Below are 17,438 nucleotides of genomic sequence, written 5' to 3'. Positions count from 1 at the left end.
CTGTAATATCAGAAGATACCTACCTTTTAGAGAGGATAATAAGGAAAGGTGCGAATATATCATGACTAGAGGCTAGCTAATTAATTTTATAGATTTATTTATTGAGCAAAATCTGCTAAGATCTGCGGTTAGCACTTAAAGAAAATAATTTTCTTAAATAGCACTGGGGTTCGGACTATAATTAACAAGTACTGACATATCTAAGTGGAATCGACTAGTTTTTTAGCTTATAAAAATTTAATACGTATTTTTGTTATTCTTTTATTAGGAATCTTGCTGCTCATCGGGATTCGCTCTGGTTGCTTTTCTTCAAAGTATTTATCAAACTCTCAAAGCATAGTTATCGCACGTCATATCAATTGGAATGGTTTTGATTTTACTGGCAAAGAACTGAACGTCCAAGCCTTTGCTGAAGAGCTAGTGCTTGCTGCTGGTAAAGAAGCCAATCTGCGTATTCAATTTGTTCCTGCTAACCCCAATACCCTTTTAGAAGATCTTAGGGCGGGGAACTATGATGCCGTTTTCACTTTCATGGTACCTAATAGTCTTAATCGCCAAACCTATATTTTTTCCCATCCTTTATATAAATTAGGTTCCGTGCTTGTCGTGGACGAAAAATTTGATGCTCATCGCTTAGAGGATATGGATGGTAAAATTGTTGGTATTATTGCGGGAACTTCTTCCATTTATGATGTATCCCGTTATCCTTCTATTATCTTGGTAACTTATGAGAGCATGAATGCAGCTTTAGAAAATCTTAAAAACGACAAAATAGATGGTGTCATTATGGATATATGGCATGCACAAATGATGATCCATAGGTTTTATGATAATAAGCTAAAAATAGCCACAGCGCCTTTATCCCATCAAGGCCTTCGTTTAGTATCCTTAGATCATCCTAAATCGGAAGAATTTATTAATTTTTTTAACGAGGGGCTAGCGCGCGTCAAAGAAAAAGGTTTGTATAAGCAGCTTATACAAAAATGGGGCCTTTATGATAGCCCCTAATTTTAAAAAGCAAAATAATAAAAGCATTTATGAATGGGAAATGATTAACGGCCATACTGCCTATATTCGTGTTCTACCCTTCTCAGTATTTCAGGATCAGTAGGGCAAGGGCTTAAACCCCAAATCTTTTCGCAGTAATTTTTAATGGAAACATCTGTAGAAAATTTGCCCATTCCTGCTATATTGTGAATCGCATATTCTGCCCAAAGTAAAGGATTATCGTAAAGAAGCTCGACTTTCTTTTGTGTTTCAAAATAGCTTTCTAAATCCTTTAAAATAAAATAATGATCGGCTCCTGACCCGTAAAAACCTTCTAATAGTATTTGAAATATTCCATTAAAAGCTTGATGTTCCTGCTCATTATTGGCAAACGTATGATCTCGTAAGGTATTTAAGGCTGCTTGGATAGAGGGGTTTTTGTTATAGATTTCTTTAGGATTGTAAGAATGCTCGAATTGCATTTTTTCTATCTCAGCCCTCGAAGCACCAAAGGCAAAAGGCCACCATTTCTCAGTAATAGATTCTTTCATTTCTATGTTTGCCCCATCATCTGTGCCTATGGTTAAAGCTCCATTGATCGCCAATTTCATGTTACCTGTACCAGAAGCTTCCGTGCCGGCTGTAGAGATTTGTTCGGATAGATCGGTAGCAGGAATAATGATAGCAGCCCGCGAAACGTTATAATTTTCAATAAACACGACTTTCAAAAAACCTGCTACGGCAGGATCATGGTTGATCTTGCGGGCAACAGCATTAATGAGAAGAATAATATTTTTAGCCAGATCATAGGAGGCGGCAGCCTTTCCAGCAAATATGCATACTCTTTTTATCCTTTGATGTTGAGGATTTTTTAAAATTTCTTGGTAGGTCATGATGATATTTAAGATGTTCATCAATTGACGTTTGTATTCATGAATACGCTTAATTTGCACATCAAAAATAGCATCGGCTTCAATCAGGGGAGAGGGCACAACTAGGTCGCCTTTTTCATTGCGCTGCCTATTATTTTCATTAAGAAATTCTATTAACTGCTGTTTGTTTCTTTTTTTGATAGCCAAAAATTCTTCTTGGCTAGCCAGCTCGCTAGCAAAGTTAGCTAACTCTCCTATACTGGCAAAGTCCGTGATCCAGCCATCTCCAATGCGTTTAGTAATAAATTTAGAAAGCTCAGGATTGCATTCTAATAGCCAACGACGCTGAGTGACTCCATTGGTAACGTTAAAAAACTTTTCAGGAAACATCTCATAAAAATCTTTAAAAACTCGAGTTCTTAAAATTTCTGAGTGAATTTCTGAGACGCCATTGACTGAATGTGAGCCGATAACAGAAAGATTTGCCATGCGAATGCTTTGATTTTCTATGATAGACATGCGTCTTACCTTATCTTCATCACGAGGATATTTACTACGTACGGTATTACAAAATTCTTGGTTTAGCCTTTCAATAATCCGTAATTGTCTAGGCAACAGGTAGTTAAATAGATCTTTATCCCATACTTCCAGAGCTTCGCTAAGCACAGTATGGTTGGTGTATCCGGTACAGGCTTGTGTCATCTCTACAGCTGTTCTCCAAGGTAAGTCATGTTCTTGGATAAGCATGCGAATGAGCTCAGGGATTACCATGGCGGGGTGAGTATCATTAATTTGTATACGTACTTTATCAGCAAACGAGCGAAAGTTTTGATGATGAGCCAGATAATGGCGAACAATATCTTGTAATGAAGCAGAAACAAGCAAAAACTCTTGCTTTAAGCGCACCCTTTTACCTGTTTCGTGATGATCGCTAGGATATAATACGTCTGTTAAAGCGGAATTTTCAGCTGCTTGGTCCAAGCGACCGGCATTATAGCGTTGTAGCTGGAAATTACGAGGAGATTCTTTAGTCGTCCATAAACGTAAAGTTACGACAGAGTATTTATTATCTTTGGCATATCCTACGATAGGATAATCATAGGGAAGGGCTTGCACTTCTTCAAAGTCTTTTAGCTGGTAAATATCGTCACCGTGAATATTGTGGAGAGCAGTAGTATTTCCACAATATTTAACATGCACACGGCGGGTATCGCGGCGAAATTCCCAAGGGTTACCACTGATCAGCCAGCAATCAGGGGCTTCCACCTGCGCACCATTCCAAAGTTGTTGTTCAAAAATTCCATATTGATACCTTAGCCCATAAGCTTGAGCCGGATAATTTAAAGTAGCCAATGAATCTAAGAAACAGGAAGCAAGGCGTCCTAAGCCCCCATTGCCTAAGCCAGGATCGGCTTCATGGTAGATAATTTCGTTGTAGGAACGATTCAGCTTTTGCAGCACAGCTTGTACAATCTCTAGGGCTCTGAAATTGGTGACCCCATTATTTAGAATCCTTCCGGGCAGATACTCCATCGAAAGATAGTAAAGCATGCGGGTATCTTGCTTATTTTGTGTTCGGACCCCTGCTAACCAACGGATCATTACCTCTTCTCGAAGAGCATAGGAAAGGGCGTTATAAATTTCATCTGCATGCGCATCTTCAGCAATTCTACCGACAGTCGTAATCAGGTAGTGCTTGGTTTTATTTACAAGATTATCGACGATAGTATCTGTATCAATAGAGGCTGTCATAATGGATCTCCTTGGCTAATTTTAGCGTATATATTATCAACTTATTTTTTGATAAGTCTTTTGCCAAAATATTTACGCCCGCCCTGTAAAATAAGGCTTAAAGCTTTCCAAAATAAATTTTTTTAAGTCTTTAGTGTGAACGGATAATCATCTCTTTTCCCCTTAAAAAACCACCTCTTTTCCCCTTAAAATTAGTCTTTAAAATAAAAATATTTTTAATATTTATTAGTCCTTACAGGCTTGAATCTAGAGCTAAAATCTGATGAGTTTGCCTTTTATTAAAAAAGAATAGAGAAAATAAATGGAATAAGCCTGGTGTCTTCAAGTTGCTTTCTCTTTTTTAATCTATAAGCTGCTTGATATTATAAAAATTTAAAGGGAAAAGGCGCTTTTTCTTTCTTACTTCTTTATAGATCATAAAAATATAGCTTTTGTTTAAATTATTTTACCGACACTCCTACTAGGTCTTTGCATAAGTTAGAATCTTCCATTGGCTGCTTTTGTCTCTTAAAGGTAATTAAAATTACCTAACAAGGTGGCTAAATAAATATTTAGACCCTCCTTAAGCTTTTTTTTCGCTTTTCTTAAAAAAAAATTCTTTTCCTCCTTTAAAGCATGGAAGCTTAAGGGGCATTTATCATTTCTAGATCTCTTTTAACTTTCTCCATTCAAAAAGCTTTTTATTCCTCTCCTCAAGCAATTGGCGCATTATCAAAGGCAATTTGCTAAAGATCTAATTTCTAAGAGGAAAAAGGAGAGTCTTATGAATCATCCTATAGGCCCCCATTCTTCTCCGTCTTCTGAGCCCTTGCAAATAAAGAAGCCTAAAAAGGCCTAGAGAAGTTGACGAGAAAGGAAAAGAGAAGCAATTAGACGAAAGAGTAACTACAGTTTTTGTAAATCGAGTGAAGCAAGAAACTGAGGCACATCTGCAGTTTAAAGCTAATCTTTATACCTACCTGCAAATGAAAGAAGGGGATAGCGAGTCTTTGGCAATATTTCAATTCGCTAAAGAAATTTTTTCTTTGAAGCTCAGGCTTCCAGGCCCTTATTCAACTACAATAGGTTTCATCAGGAAAAAACTGGGCACCTATAGCGGCTACAGTGCATGTAGGTAAAGAAATTGAAGAAGTACTGAAGCACAGTTTACAGCAGACCGATGAAAAACTAGACATGCTCAGAGATTTAGAACAAAGCGTGCGAGCATTTGATAAGCTTCTTTTTACAAATAATCGCTACTCAATAGCTGAACTGCATGCTTCTCTGGTTGAAAAGTTCCTCCATTGTAGTGAAATAGATAATATAATTTCGCATATTCAAGAGTTGTTAGAAAGAATATCTAGCTTAGATGATTCTCATTCCCTTCCCCTTATCCTTCCTAATTTAGATGACACACGAGTAAGGCTTGCAGAATTTCCTCAAGATTTCCAAATGTTAGAAGATGAATATACAATTTATCAGCAGCAAGAAAAAGAAATTTATGGCCCAATAGATGAAAAAATTTAGTGTTTTGAGCAAGCAGTAAAGCAGAAAAAAGAGGTAATTGAAAAAATTGCAAACAAGCGTGAGAAATGTAAACTTGCAATAAATGAGGATTGGATTCTTTTAATAGACAAAGCTTCATCAGATTTTCCTCGAATAGAAAGAAAGCATAAAAGCTATCAACAAATGTCTAAAGAGCTAGAGGAAGCTCAGAGAAAATTCAATGCAGATAAGAAAGGACTTTCAGCTTGGCAGGAGAAAAGAGCTCGCTTAGTCTATCCTGGAGACGAGCAAATGCTGAAGCTTTCTCAACGGTATCTATTAGCTATAAAGAACTATTTTGGCTCTTCAATTTCTTTATCCGTTGATCCCTCTTCTTTCATCAAGCTTGAAGAATCTAGACATTTTATAGATGCTCAACTTCAAGTAACCTAACAACTCACTGAGACGCTTAGCCAAGAAATGAAGCAAGAAAAATATTCCTCTTATCGTTCTTATGAGCAGTTGCAATCTATTTTAATTAGCCAAACGCTTCAGATAGGCAAATAGTTTTCTTAAGCATAGGGAGGAGCCACTAAAATAGGCTCCTTTCCTTGCAAATGAGCAAAGTCCCATAGATGCAGCCATCCATGCTCATCACAAAAGAGTAGTTTGCGGCCATCGTAGCTAGCATGAATAGTATTAGAATTTACCCATGGATATGTGTTAGGCAGGAAGGGCAATATTATTCCACCATATTTTTTAGCTGGAGTATGTTGATAAAGTTCAAAACTCTTGAATTCAGGATGAAAAGTAGAGGCGAGGAAATGGTTTTCATCTAAAGCAAGAAAGCGCACAGAATCTATGTCGCCTATGTTTGATGACGTTAAAAAATTTCCATCATCAACATCATAAATTAAAACAAAAACTATACTTAATCCTACTCCTAAGCGCTTGCCATCATAACTAGAGGTTGTTAAAATTGACTTCTTATCCCCACATTTTTCCACAGGTCGTGGTGCCAAGGTAAACTCTATTTTCTTTTTTCCATTAGAAGCATCCCATATATGGCATCTTCTTTGTAAATCATCTTCACATAAAATAATGACTCGAGCTTCATCAAACTGGCAGAGTTCTTGATTAAGAGGGGACTTAAGGTTGCCTTCCAACGCCATAAGGCTGCTGGAGAAAGAGCTCTCTAGATTATTAATAAAATAAAGGCTGCCATCTAGACAGTGGATTAAGGCTTGATTATTTCGGCAGAGAATAAAATTGATCGGTGCCAAGGTAGTCTTGTAGCAGCTTAATCCTGTGCGTACATCCACAATTTTAAATTGCGTGAGATGAGAATTAACTAAAAATAAATGATTTTGAGCAAAGTAAGCCTCTTCAAAATTTTCAAGGTAACATAGAGAAGTTGTAGGAAAAGCCTCATTAACTTTCCAACGATAGAGCTGCCCTTCTTGCGTCACTTGAATAATATGGCCTTCTTGATAATGAATCAGACGAGAACTTTCCTCTTTCACATTATCATACACTAGCTGGCAACTTTTTTCGTCCAAGTGATAGATTTGCGCTGTACCTGCTGTAGCTTTTATAAAAGCAAACTGTTTCTCTCTTTTAAGTGCAAGGATTTTTCCTGAGAAATTAGGTAATTTGTAGATAGTCTCTCTACATTTATTTTTCGAATACTCGCCTTTCGTTAGCCTCATCGTTTGCGACATCTGCACTCTTTTCTTACAGATTTTTCGCCAGTTTTTTCCTGGAGAAGAAAAGTGGCTAAGGTTTTTCCAGCGTCGTTGGCAAATAGGCCGCCATAAAGAAGGATCTTGGGCCATTCGCTGCCAATGTTTGTTAACAAGGGCTGCAATCGGTAATTCTTTTTCATTTAGAAGGCTAAGAATCTTTAATTGCACCTCTTCGGGTATTTTTATGTGGGGGACAAAAGAAAGTGAATGCATATCTTTTTCCTATAAATTCCTTACAGATTATTTTTTGCAATCTCTTTTTCTCTATCTTTTCTATCCAACAAAGCGAGCAAAGTAGCTTCATAAGTTAAAGGGGCGCGAATTGGACCGAGTATCTGGCATAGATATTATAAAAGTTTTTATCCTTTAGCGTGATTTAACCTCTCTAGGCACTTCACGATGATGCCCCTCATAATAATAAGCAGAGAAAAATATAGGGAGATAGCCAATCACTTTTTCCTCTTTTTCTCCATCAATTTTAATTACTGCTTGATAGTGACGCATATTCCAATTTTGTTTAATAAAATCCTGTAGGGACGGCCATTGATGTTCTTTTATAAACTTAACAACAGTTACTTGCCCAGGATAGAGGGTAGGTAGGGGAATACTTTCTGTATGGAAAGTGCGACTTTGTAGTAAGTCTTCTAGTGGTTCGATCAAGACAAAGCGAATATAAACTTTTCCTGGAGCACTCGGCAAATTTCCGACATTCTTTATCTCAGCTTGTAGGGTAACTGCGGAGCCAGGATGGATTTTCATTGTTTTAATATCGCTAGGATTAGTTGAAGCTGCATGTAGGTGAGCTTGAAGAATAGCCTTAGGGCGAGGAGCCTCTGCATACATGCCAGATTGGATAACGAGTGAGTATAAGATAAACAGAAGAATTTTATTCATTTTAAAATTATCCTAAAAGAACGGTTAAAAATTCAATAAAGCTTTAAAGTCCTGCCATAGGTAGGTAAGGCGTAGCAGTTTAAATGACGGTAATAAGATACATTATAGCATTAAAAAAGCCTACAGCTATTAAAGCACCTGTAGGTACAGTCACTAGCCAGGAAATCATGATATCGCGTGTCATACTTAAGTCTAGAGCTTCTAAACCTCGTGCTAATCCTACGCCTACCACAGATCCCACCAACGTATGCGTAGTAGAAACAGGTAACCCTAATCTTGAAGCAAGTACCACTGTAGTGGCTGCGCCAAATTCTGCTGCGAAACCGCGAGTAGGAGTCAGTTCAGTAATTTTTTTACCAATTGTTTCAATGACACGCCAGCCCCAGGTAGCCAATCCTACTACGATTCCTACTCCCCCTAAAGCTAAGGCCCACACAGGCGTAGTGCTAGTGGTAATAACGGTATTATTAATGAGAACTTGGATGCCTTGGGAAAGAGGTCCAATCGCGTTGGCTACATCATTTGCACCATGCGCAAATGCCATTAAGCATGCGCTCATGATTTGAAGATAGCCAAAAATTTTCTCAACGGTAGCGTATTCAGATTTGTGTACTTCGCCATCGCTGGATTTCTTGATTGTGGTCGATACATTATCAACTTCATTTAGCAAGATAGATAAATGATAATGCATTTCATTTCCTGAGACTGTTTCTCTGGCCCTTAACAAATGCTTCCTAGCTTTATCTAAGGACAAGCTAGTCTCAGCATTACACACAGGCTGCTGGCACCGTGTAGGTGCGGAGATATTGCGTAAAAGTAGATAACTTATAAAAGAGCCGATCGTTCCTAAAAAAGCTGAGAAAATAAGGGCTTCTAAGAAGGTAAATTCTAAGTTTAAATTTTGCAAGCCTTTAAAAACCAGGATAAGGCCCATTACTATGACTGTTAAGAAAACGATCATAGGAGTAATCTTTTGGGCAGACCTGATAGGGTTAGGCGTATAGAAAATCTTCTTTCTTAGAATATTAAAAATAAAGTAAGAAATGATTCCACCCAGAATAGGGGAAATCACCCAGCTAGTGATAATAAATAATATATTTTCCCATTGTATTGCCTCTAATCCTCCTACAACAATGCCAAACCCTACAATTGCTCCTACAATGCAATGAGTAGTAGAAACAGGCCATCCAAAGTAGGAGGCAATCTGCAACCACATGCCTGCGGCTAGCAAGGAAGCTAGCATCCCATAAACTAAGATGCGTGGTTCATAAGCAAATAGAGTAGAGTCGATAATGCCTGTTTGAATAGTATCAGAGACATGGGACCCAAAGAAAAAAGCCCCTGAAAATTCTAGAAGAGCTGCGATGACTACAGCTGTTTTCAACGAAAGTGCGCCAGAACCTACAGAGGTTCCCATTGCATTTGCTACATCATTAGCTCCAATGCTCCATGCCATATAAAAGCCTGCTAGCAAAAGAAAGATGAGTAAAAGCATGTTTTCAGGTATCAATAGAATGTCGGGTATCATTCAATCTCCGTTATTGCAGTTCTAAGGTGAGTCTTACACGGTTAGCCAGCTTCTCAGATATATCGGAAAGAGCACCAGTTGTTCCAAAAATCTTTTGCCATAAATAAAAGGTACTATGCGTCATCTCGTTTTCAGAATGATAGAGGTTTTTCAAAAGTTTACGTTGAAGAATATCTACCTCATGTTCTTTAAAAGCTACCTTTTCTACCATACTTCGAACTTTTTCCGCTTCCACCCCTCCAAAGGAGGTTTCGATGAGTTCGTGTAATTCGTTAATAATTAGCCTTGCTTCTTCAAAAGATTCCATATTTTTAACAAGGAATAGATTAAATTCATTTTCGAAAATGGGCAATATTTCTAAAGGTTTCAACGTTGAAAGAACCCCTAGGTCTTGGGCTTTGTCAGCAATATCGTCCTGTAAAGATAAGATATCTAACAAATGCTGCCTTTCAATAGGTAGGTAAATATTTTTAGGTAGATGATTGCGAATATGGTTTTTAGCTAGATCGGCATGATGCTCTTGCTCAGATATTTTTTCTGCGATCTTTTCAACGGCAGCATAATCTTTATTTTTCATCGCTTCGAATAAACTAGGTAGCATTTGTACGCAGCTATTAACGATCTCCATATGAGACTGCAAAGGAGCAAAAGGAGAGCGACCAAAAATGCCTAAAATTGTTTTTAGCATAATTTTAACCTAAAATAATGAATTATAGGTAAACGATACAATAAAAGCGAATTTTGAATAAAGAAAGGAATATTTTAATAAGGGACTTACCTCCTATTTTAAATCTATTTTTCCTCGTAGCCCCACTTTGTCAAACCCTTTTGCTTGATCCTATAGCATGCTTAGTGTTAAAGGGGGGATTAAACATTTTTCTATAGTTTTTTCTTAACGCTAACCTTTTTATTATTAAATACCTAAGCATCCAAAGCCTCTTTTTAAGTGAAGAGATGTTCTATTAAAGCTGAGAGATAATTGGTTAAAAAATGTTGCAAAAGGTGAAAGATCCATGGTTATCAAACTACCATGGAAAAGAAGAGGAGAGAAAAGCCTTTTTTGGAGGTGAGGCTGTTTAAATGCTAATAGACAATCTTCTATCGTTTATAATTTTTAAAAAATTTTACATTTATCAAGAATTTTTTTAGATCATTTTTTTAAACTAATTGATTAAGTAGAAATATTATAATAGTTTAATAAACTAAATAAGTTAATATATAATATATTACTTTATTTAAAATTAATTGCAATAATTATAAATATATAGGTATACTAATTTTAAGAGAGTGATTTACTAAGGATCTTTTATGCAGCAGGAAAAAATAAAAGCTTTTGATGCCAAGATAAAGCCTGTAATTGAAGAATATGTGAACAACCAAGATTTTCATTTGCTAGCCACTCCATTAAAAACAGAGCATCAATACAGGTTAGCCTTTAAAGAGCAAATAGCCAAAGAGCTAAATTTAACTTTGCTGTTCCAAAAATATGTGAAAGGAATTAATTTGCTCAAAATCGAGCTATTAGAAAAAAGTGATACCCCCTCCATGCTAGAGGTTCTGAATGAAATAGAACAAGCTTTTAAAAAAATTCAAGAAATTCAAAAAAAGTATTCTATTTCAAAGGATCATGAGGTCTTGGATCCAAATAGTCTTATCGATGCCGATCAGCCTTTATGGACGACATTATATGGCCTTTCAAGTGAGACTTTACTCTTAATTTATGAGCTTGCCATCAAAAATTTTAACAATCATGCATTCGAAGAAGCTAAAACTCTTTTACATCTCTTATTAACATTTTCTCCCACCGTTTCCTCCTATTGGAATGCCATGGGATATTGCTATCAAAATGAGGGAGAGTACGCTAAAGCTCTTAATTATTATCTAATGGCTGAAGAAATAGATCCTAACTTTTTAGAGACCCAGTTTTATTTAGCTCGTTGTTATCAATCTATGCAGCAACATGGCTTAGCTTTGGAGTCACTAGAAAAGCTATGGGGCTTTATTGAGGCCTCACCCGAAGTAAAAGAAGAGTGGGAAAGCCATGTTAGGAAACTAGCTAAAGAAATAGAAGCTTAACATCATGAGGGTTATATGAGTGCTATACTTCCCAGAGATTTTTCTTCGGCCCCTAGCATGGATTCTGTACAGAAAACACAAGAAGCTCACAAGGGCTTTATAGAAATAAGTACAGAAAATCCAGGAAAAGGTCTGCCTAAGCTAACGACTGTGGCTAAACAAATGAAAGAGAGCAAAGCTTTGCATGCGCTTGCAACGATTGGTCGCGTAACAGCAGGTACTGTAGGGATTGTGGCCTTAATTCCCCTTGTACCCGTGGCAATGAGCTTGCATTTTTTTATAGCGGCTGTATTGGCCCCTGCAGGAGATGTGGTAAACAATGCCATTAAGAAATATACAGGTCATGAAATTAAGCAGGGAAGCATAGGCCTAGCGGATGCTTTTTTAGGCTTGTATTTTACCTCCTTCGAATTAATAGGAAATTGGATGATAGGCGAAAAGAAAAGCCATCCAGGCGTTCAGGTAGCAGAAAATTCTTCTGTCCCTCTGGAGCAGGCCATTACTCCAGGAAGTGTTGTAATCACACCTAGAACTTCCTCCACTTTTAAATCCTCTGAACACGTAAAAGAAGAAGAGGCGCGCCTAGAGGAAGAAGAGGAAGAACTTGAACATCATCCGCTACCTGCGGCTGCCTTTTTTAAAGCAGACAATGAGGAAAAAGAAGAAGCCGTTCACCATCAGTTAGCTGAAAAGGAAGAAAATAGTTCGAAGGCAAAAAAACATCCTTAAATAGGTGATTTCATAATGATAATAAAGTATATAGATAAAGAAAAAAGTTATACTCAATATGATAATCAATCGTTTGACTCTTTGGAATATACGGTTACAGGGCCTGATGGCAAAAAATATTCCCTTGAGTCTGGCCAGCAGACAAAATACACTCCTTTCCATAGAATTTTAATAGGTTTTAAATCCCTAGCATTGACCTTTTTTTCTTTAGGTTTTGGAATGATTTATAGCCAAATTAGAGAAGGATGGAAAGCATTTTTTACCGGTAAACGTTCAATAGCGGTTTATAAAAGCGATGACATACAACCTCAGGGCCAGGTGCGTAGGACTTCAGAAAAAGCGGATACTTTTTTCTATAAGTTCTCCCAAGAGGAAAAATCCACGCTGGATAAAGAGATAGGTAGACCCAATGCTAATTATCTGGAAGAGACTTTTGTAAGCGAGATTAAGGCAAATCCTAAGGAAAAAGTGAGTGAGCCAAAAGCTCAGCATAAAGCTTCTCTTGCTGCTAGCGATAGATTAGAGGAGAGTCTATTTCACTCAGACGATGGAGATTTCTATTACGAGAGCGACCTAGAAAGTGACGAAGATGAGATAGATTACGAGGAAATAGGCCAAAAAGAAGAAGATAGAGATTTAAAGAGCTTATGTATATCAAGCAATGATCCGTCTGCAAAACCGAAAAGAAGTGTAAAAGACCGATGCCTTGAACGTTTGAAAGGTGATTTAGCTGCCATAGATAAAGACTATGGAACAGCCATAGATAATGGTGATTGTTTTTTTGACGCTTTTGCTCAAGCGCTCAATAAAAAATTAAATAAAAACCTTACTCTTACGGATTTGCGAAGAAAAGTAAGCGAATATGTTAATACTCTTCCCTCTCAGAATAACTGGATAAAAGATAGCTTAGAGGAAGAATATGGAAATATAGATAGCTATGAAAGTTATATAAAAGGGATTAAGCATAATAGTAGTGAGGCAGAGAAAAATGGAGGATATCCTATTTGGGGTAAACCTGAAATAGATGGGATAATTCTTTGCCAGCTCTACCAGGTCAATTTAAAAGTATATGAAGTAGGTGATGGGGGCGATGGAATGGATGGGCTCTGGGTAGCAGAATTAGAGTATCCCTTAAACACCCCTTATGATACTACAGTGGAATTAGCTTTGTATCCAGACCACTTTCTACCGGTATATGATAAAAAATCACTTTAATACAAGCGATGGCTGCTGAAAAAATTAATATCACTTAGAAGCCTCTCTTTAAGCCAGTGATACATAGTAGAAGGAGATAAAACTTCTTTCTTTTCAACCTCTATCAGGAAGTCGTGGAGTTGCTTTAATGCAAGCTCTTCTAGCAGGTTTGTATGTTTTCCAATGCAGATTTCATAAAAATTGCCAATTTGATAGATGTATTCTAAGTCTGTTGGAGTATACGGGACGGCTTTTAAAGAATCTTTTCTCTTTTCGAGGTATTGATCGATAATGGTTTGATGCAGGGAGCTAAGGTAATGATAAGGATTATTGTGTGGCAGAAGATGCTTGTAAAAAGAATTTAAAATCGTTTCCGCATCTATCCCTATGATTTTCAACATGCATCCATTTAGCTGGAGATGAAGGGATAAAAACTCAGTTGCATGTTGATTAAAGCACTCTTGCTTGGCTTTTAGAAAAGCTTTAGCTTGTAGATTAAAACGACCCGTTGGTTTTAGTTCGTTAGCAATTTCTTGCATTTTGCCTTTCAATGCATGATCTTTTGGTAGGAAGAAGGGGGGTAAGCACCATCCATGGTGCTGAGAAGGGTGAGGGTACCCTGTTTGCTGGGACTGAGTGGTGATATGAAAGCTTTCAGGTATAGGAATGCTGGGACCTTTGCTTGTTAAAGAACGTTTGAAAGTGCCTTTAAGCTCAATAGTTTCCCCCGGAAAGGAAGATATCGTTTGCTCAAGAGCTACCACAGATTCAGCAATCGCTTTAGACAAAGGGGTCTGTTCCTTAATTACAATAGGCATTTCACGAATAATATTTAATTGTTCTGTCAAAGAAGTAAAGCGCACTTCATGATGTTTAAGCAAAGTAATAGCTTTCATACGAAAAGCGTCAATTTCTTGAGTAGTAGGCAAAAGTTCGCTTTGAGAAAACGGTGGGAGTGGTAACTTAATCTTTTCATTTTCTTGGCTATAAAGCTTGCAGGAAATTTCTTTGCCTAAATTTATTTTTCCTTTCTTTTTTTCTCTTTTAGGAATTTTGACAAGAAGTGTGTCCATCCATCGACGCCAGGGGAGTGGACGTCTGTTTAGATGATTGCTTACCGCATTAAAACGATCGACAGCTGTGTAAGCAGAAGATGCTATTTGTTTTTGCCGAAAAGTGCCCTGGGCTAAAGATTGAATTAAAGAAAAACTGTTTTTAATTACTGCAAGAGCTTGTTGAACCTTTTTTTTCTCTTCTACCTTAACAGAGCCAATAGAAAAAAGCTTTTTAGCAAATACTATAGTTTTTTTTAGAATAGAGGTAGAAGAAGATGTTTCTTTACGATAAGAAAAGCTCTCTAAAATTTTTATAGCAGCTTGTAGCTCTCTAGTAGAAACGTATTTTTCTTTATCCATTCAAATGATTACCTATTCATCAATAACTTCAGGGATAGGCTTGCCACAGGCCGCTGCCACTTTTACCTGTGTATTTTCGATAATATCCATAGCATTTTGATTTTCATGAGCTTTGTCAATAGAAATTAGCTCACCACGCCTTAAATACTCAAATGCTTTAGATTCGGAAGGAAGCACCTGCAAGCGGGAGCCTAAATGTTTTTTGCCATCTACCCCACATAAATAAAAACGTGTGCCATGAAAAGACTCAACTGGAGGGCTAATCACTCGGTAATATTTTCTCTCTTCTAAAATAGGCCATTCAGCTTGAGGGCTACGAAAAATTATATAAGACATTTTTAAAGAGCCTAGATTGATTTGGGCAGCACGTTGAATTTCTCTGATAATATAAGGCTTATAAAATTCTCGCTGGGCATAGCAGGGATTGTTTTTAGTTTGAAGGGCGGGACATTCTCCTTTCCACACACAAGGGGCTTGTATAGGTACCTTTTTTCTTACCATGCAATCGCGTATCTGTAAAATCCTCTGGTTTGCTTCAGGATGAGAAGAATCGACAACTACTAAATTGCCCGCAGGCGTGAGTCGATTAAGTAGCATGGATAAAAATTCATTTTGCTTAGTCTGCCAGTTAGCACTATTGATAGGAAAAAGTTCTTTTAAACAATGAGCTACAATGATTAAGTCAAATTTCCCTTCCAAAGGAAGGGGTGTTTTAAGGCAATTCCAGGAGCGAATGCTTAAAGCATAGCCTGATCTTCCACATACTTCAGCGCCGAGTTGTAGAGCAGCTTGATTATAGTCTAAAGCTGTTACTTCTGAGGCCCCATGCTTAATGGCTGCTAGAGAAAAAGCTCCTGGCCCACTACATATGTCTAAAACACGTTTAGGTTTAAGAGGGATTTCGGCTAGGATAGATAATCCTTGTTGATAATTAACTACCCAATGATAAAGCAGATAGGAGCCCAATAAATCTTTATCTGTAAAGTAATCTCTACCTATAAGTTGATTACCTGTTTCAAGGCCTACTTGTAAATTCTTTACACCTTCCACCACGCGACGAAATTCACGTGTTTGCAATTTATCAGCAGGGCCAGCCTCCTTATGCATACGCCGCCAGGCGCCTAAAAGGATAGGCATGATTTCTTCTAGCTGATGGGCAGGTATCCTATTTGCTTTCATTAATGAGTCTCAAATATTAATTTTTTTTCTCGATCGGTTAAAGAGCGCCAGCTGCCTACAGGCAATTGTCCTAAGATCAAACCACCCAGGCGAATGCGCGTTAAGGAGTAAACTTTTAAGCCTACTGCTTCTAATAAATGACGCACTTCGCGTTTTTTACCTTCCATAATGATCACCTTTAAAGTCCCTTTACGAACTTTTGTAACACGGACAGGTTTGACAAAAGAACCTTCGATCAGGGTACCGCTAGCAATAGCTTTTAGATGCTCATCCGTAATATCTTGGTCAGTTTTTACTAAATATTCTTTTTGAATATTTTGGGAAGGATGAATGACTTGATTAGCAAAATGCCCATCATTGGTCACTAAAAGCAATCCTGCTGTTTCTTTATCTAGACGACCGACCGTAAATAGCCTTTGCTCTACATTTTCAAAGAGATCTATAACAATTTTGGTATCACGATGCCTGGCATTTGTGCATTCGTATCCAGTGGGCTTATTTAAAAGATAGTAAACTTTTGCTTCCGCTTGCTTTATTTTTTCATCATCAACAGCAATGTTATCTTTAGCGCCGACCATGGTTTGCGGGATAAGGCAGATATCACCATTCACTTTTACCCGACCAGCAAAAATAATCTCTTCGCAGCCTCTACGAGAAGCTACTCCAGCAGCAGCCAAAAATTTGCTCAGTCTGTTTTTTGTTTTTTCCATTAAAAAGCCTAATTAATTGATTTTAAGAGATAACTTTAAACAATTTTTATTAAAATTACAACCCTTATATCTCTGTAGAAAAGCTCACCCACGGTAGCTTAGTTTGCAAGTCTAAATGATCAACCTTGACTAGTCTCTTAAGGAGTTATAATTTTCTTGATACTTGCTTGATGAGTAGCTATGATGAAAAATTATAATGAATGTAGGTTACTTAAAAGTGAGTAAGCTAATTTTAATGCGCCATGGGCAATCCTGTTGGAATGAATTGGATTTATTTACAGGTTGGGTAAATGTTCCTTTATCGTCAAGAGGAATGCAAGAAGCAATAGAAGGTGGAAAGCTCATTAGCGAGCTTCCTATCGACGCTATTTTTGTCTCTTCTTTGATACGAGCGCAGCAAACCGCGATGCTTGCCATGCTCCACCACTCCTCCGGCAGGGTACCTGCCATCCAGCCTAGCTCTCAAAAACATTTAGAGGAATGGTTTAAAATTCATAATGAAAAAACAAGGAAAGACACCGTGCCTGTCTATTGTGCCTGGCAGCTCAATGAAAGAATGTATGGAGAGTTGCAAGGCCTAAATAAGGCAGAGACCATAAGAAAATATGGAAAAGAGCAAGTTCAAATTTGGCGCCGCAGCTTTGAGGTGGCTCCCCCCGGGGGAGAGAGCCTGGAAATGACAAGTGCTCGTGCTGTTCCCTATTTCAAAAATTACGTATTACCTGCCTTGAAAAATGGAATGAATATTTTCATTGCTGCCCACGGCAACTCCCTTAGAGCAATCATTATGTTTCTAAGTAATTTGTCCAAAGAAGAAGTTGTCCTGCTTGAATTAACGACTGGCAAACCTATCATCTACGATTATCAAGACCCCTACTTTATTCAACAATAAT

At 37.6% G+C, this 17,438-nt stretch carries 15 protein-coding genes; 7 read left to right on the top strand and 8 right to left on the bottom strand.

From position 1 onward, the window contains the following. Nucleotides 1-273: 273 nt before the first annotated feature. Complete coding sequence (locus NEOC84_RS07050; RefSeq protein WP_166157253.1) at nt 274-1,008, top strand: transporter substrate-binding domain-containing protein; 735 nt, start codon at nt 274-276, stop codon at nt 1,006-1,008. 44 nt (nt 1,009-1,052) lie between these two features. On the opposite strand, the gene glgP is transcribed toward NEOC84_RS07050, so the two are convergent. Next, nucleotides 1,053-3,611, bottom strand: a complete 2,559-nt coding sequence (gene glgP, locus NEOC84_RS07045; protein WP_166157250.1) for a glycogen/starch/alpha-glucan family phosphorylase — start codon at nt 3,609-3,611, stop codon at nt 1,053-1,055. Nucleotides 3,612-4,715: 1,104 nt separating this feature from the next. Between glgP and NEOC84_RS07040 the strand changes: the two genes are divergently transcribed. Beyond that, entirely contained in the window at nt 4,716-5,117 is a 402-nt protein-coding gene (locus NEOC84_RS07040) for a hypothetical protein (protein ID WP_166157247.1), read from the top strand. A 162-nt stretch (nt 5,118-5,279) separates the two neighbouring features. After that, on the top strand, nt 5,280-5,528 hold the full coding sequence (locus NEOC84_RS07035) for a hypothetical protein (RefSeq protein WP_166157244.1): 249 nt from the start codon (nt 5,280-5,282) through the stop codon (nt 5,526-5,528). A gap of 119 nt (nt 5,529-5,647) precedes the next feature. Here NEOC84_RS07035 and NEOC84_RS07030 read toward each other — a convergent pair whose 3' ends face one another. The 4 genes from NEOC84_RS07030 to NEOC84_RS07015 form a co-directional block, all read right to left on the bottom strand. Next, nucleotides 5,648-7,033, bottom strand: a complete 1,386-nt coding sequence (locus NEOC84_RS07030) for an F-box-like domain-containing protein (RefSeq protein WP_166157241.1) — start codon at nt 7,031-7,033, stop codon at nt 5,648-5,650. Nucleotides 7,034-7,186: 153 nt separating this feature from the next. After that, on the bottom strand, nt 7,187-7,714 hold the full coding sequence (locus tag NEOC84_RS07025; RefSeq protein WP_166157238.1) for a hypothetical protein: 528 nt from the start codon (nt 7,712-7,714) through the stop codon (nt 7,187-7,189). A 79-nt stretch (nt 7,715-7,793) separates the two neighbouring features. Beyond that, on the bottom strand, nt 7,794-9,242 hold the full coding sequence (locus NEOC84_RS07020) for an inorganic phosphate transporter (protein ID WP_207391825.1): 1,449 nt from the start codon (nt 9,240-9,242) through the stop codon (nt 7,794-7,796). 10 nt (nt 9,243-9,252) lie between these two features. Further along, nucleotides 9,253-9,930, bottom strand: a complete 678-nt coding sequence (locus NEOC84_RS07015; RefSeq protein ID WP_166157235.1) for a TIGR00153 family protein — start codon at nt 9,928-9,930, stop codon at nt 9,253-9,255. A 620-nt stretch (nt 9,931-10,550) separates the two neighbouring features. Between NEOC84_RS07015 and NEOC84_RS07010 the strand changes: the two genes are divergently transcribed. The 3 genes from NEOC84_RS07010 to NEOC84_RS07000 are packed head-to-tail and all read left to right on the top strand — an operon-like array spanning nt 10,551 to nt 13,262. Further along, nucleotides 10,551-11,318 (top strand): tetratricopeptide repeat protein, encoded by a 768-nt coding sequence (locus NEOC84_RS07010; RefSeq protein ID WP_166157231.1) that lies wholly within the window; start codon nt 10,551-10,553, stop codon nt 11,316-11,318. 15 nt (nt 11,319-11,333) lie between these two features. Beyond that, a complete protein-coding gene (locus NEOC84_RS07005) occupies nt 11,334-12,047 on the top strand; it encodes a hypothetical protein (protein ID WP_166157228.1) in 714 nt (237 codons plus the stop codon). 15 nt (nt 12,048-12,062) lie between these two features. Continuing rightward, nucleotides 12,063-13,262 (top strand): hypothetical protein, encoded by a 1,200-nt coding sequence (locus NEOC84_RS07000; RefSeq protein WP_166157225.1) that lies wholly within the window; start codon nt 12,063-12,065, stop codon nt 13,260-13,262. On the opposite strand, the gene NEOC84_RS06995 is transcribed toward NEOC84_RS07000, so the two are convergent. Genes NEOC84_RS06995 through NEOC84_RS06985 form a run of 3 tightly spaced genes read right to left on the bottom strand, consistent with a single transcriptional unit; the run spans nt 13,259 to nt 16,545 of the window. After that, nucleotides 13,259-14,656, bottom strand: coding sequence for a hypothetical protein (locus NEOC84_RS06995; RefSeq protein ID WP_166157222.1), 1,398 nt, complete (start codon nt 14,654-14,656; stop codon nt 13,259-13,261). The two genes, NEOC84_RS07000 and NEOC84_RS06995, sit on opposite strands and share 4 nt — an antisense overlap. Before the next feature lie 12 nt (nt 14,657-14,668). After that, nucleotides 14,669-15,835, bottom strand: a complete 1,167-nt coding sequence (locus tag NEOC84_RS06990; RefSeq protein WP_166157219.1) for a small ribosomal subunit Rsm22 family protein — start codon at nt 15,833-15,835, stop codon at nt 14,669-14,671. Continuing rightward, nucleotides 15,835-16,545, bottom strand: coding sequence for a pseudouridine synthase (locus NEOC84_RS06985; RefSeq protein WP_166157216.1), 711 nt, complete (start codon nt 16,543-16,545; stop codon nt 15,835-15,837). The genes NEOC84_RS06990 and NEOC84_RS06985 overlap by 1 nt, the downstream gene beginning before the upstream one ends. Before the next feature lie 217 nt (nt 16,546-16,762). Between NEOC84_RS06985 and NEOC84_RS06980 the strand changes: the two genes are divergently transcribed. Beyond that, a complete protein-coding gene (locus tag NEOC84_RS06980; protein ID WP_166157213.1) occupies nt 16,763-17,437 on the top strand; it encodes a 2,3-bisphosphoglycerate-dependent phosphoglycerate mutase in 675 nt (224 codons plus the stop codon). Nucleotide 17,438 lies beyond the last annotated feature (1 nt).

This window comes from Neochlamydia sp. AcF84, from assembly GCF_011087585.1.
Classification (GTDB): domain Bacteria; phylum Chlamydiota; class Chlamydiia; order Chlamydiales; family Parachlamydiaceae; genus Neochlamydia.
The sequence above is the reverse complement of the archived record's forward strand: the minus strand, read 5'-3'. Positions and strand labels throughout refer to the sequence as shown.

What these genes read in the sequence shown, in the direction of transcription:
- NEOC84_RS07025 (WP_166157238.1), bottom strand. Translation starts at nt 7,714, where the DNA reads ATGAATAAAATTCTTCTGTTTATCTTATACTCACTCGTTATCCAATCT.
- NEOC84_RS06990 (WP_166157219.1), bottom strand. Translation starts at nt 15,835, where the DNA reads ATGAAAGCAAATAGGATACCTGCCCATCAGCTAGAAGAAATCATGCCT.
- NEOC84_RS06985 (WP_166157216.1), bottom strand. Translation starts at nt 16,545, where the DNA reads ATGGAAAAAACAAAAAACAGACTGAGCAAATTTTTGGCTGCTGCTGGA.
- NEOC84_RS06995 (WP_166157222.1), bottom strand. Translation starts at nt 14,656, where the DNA reads ATGGATAAAGAAAAATACGTTTCTACTAGAGAGCTACAAGCTGCTATA.
- NEOC84_RS07010 (WP_166157231.1), top strand. Translation starts at nt 10,551, where the DNA reads ATGCAGCAGGAAAAAATAAAAGCTTTTGATGCCAAGATAAAGCCTGTA.
- NEOC84_RS07005 (WP_166157228.1), top strand. Translation starts at nt 11,334, where the DNA reads ATGAGTGCTATACTTCCCAGAGATTTTTCTTCGGCCCCTAGCATGGAT.
- glgP (WP_166157250.1), bottom strand. Translation starts at nt 3,611, where the DNA reads ATGACAGCCTCTATTGATACAGATACTATCGTCGATAATCTTGTAAAT.
- NEOC84_RS07030 (WP_166157241.1), bottom strand. Translation starts at nt 7,033, where the DNA reads ATGCATTCACTTTCTTTTGTCCCCCACATAAAAATACCCGAAGAGGTG.
- NEOC84_RS07000 (WP_166157225.1), top strand. Translation starts at nt 12,063, where the DNA reads ATGATAATAAAGTATATAGATAAAGAAAAAAGTTATACTCAATATGAT.
- NEOC84_RS07020 (WP_207391825.1), bottom strand. Translation starts at nt 9,242, where the DNA reads ATGATACCCGACATTCTATTGATACCTGAAAACATGCTTTTACTCATC.
- NEOC84_RS07035 (WP_166157244.1), top strand. Translation starts at nt 5,280, where the DNA reads ATGTCTAAAGAGCTAGAGGAAGCTCAGAGAAAATTCAATGCAGATAAG.
- NEOC84_RS07015 (WP_166157235.1), bottom strand. Translation starts at nt 9,930, where the DNA reads ATGCTAAAAACAATTTTAGGCATTTTTGGTCGCTCTCCTTTTGCTCCT.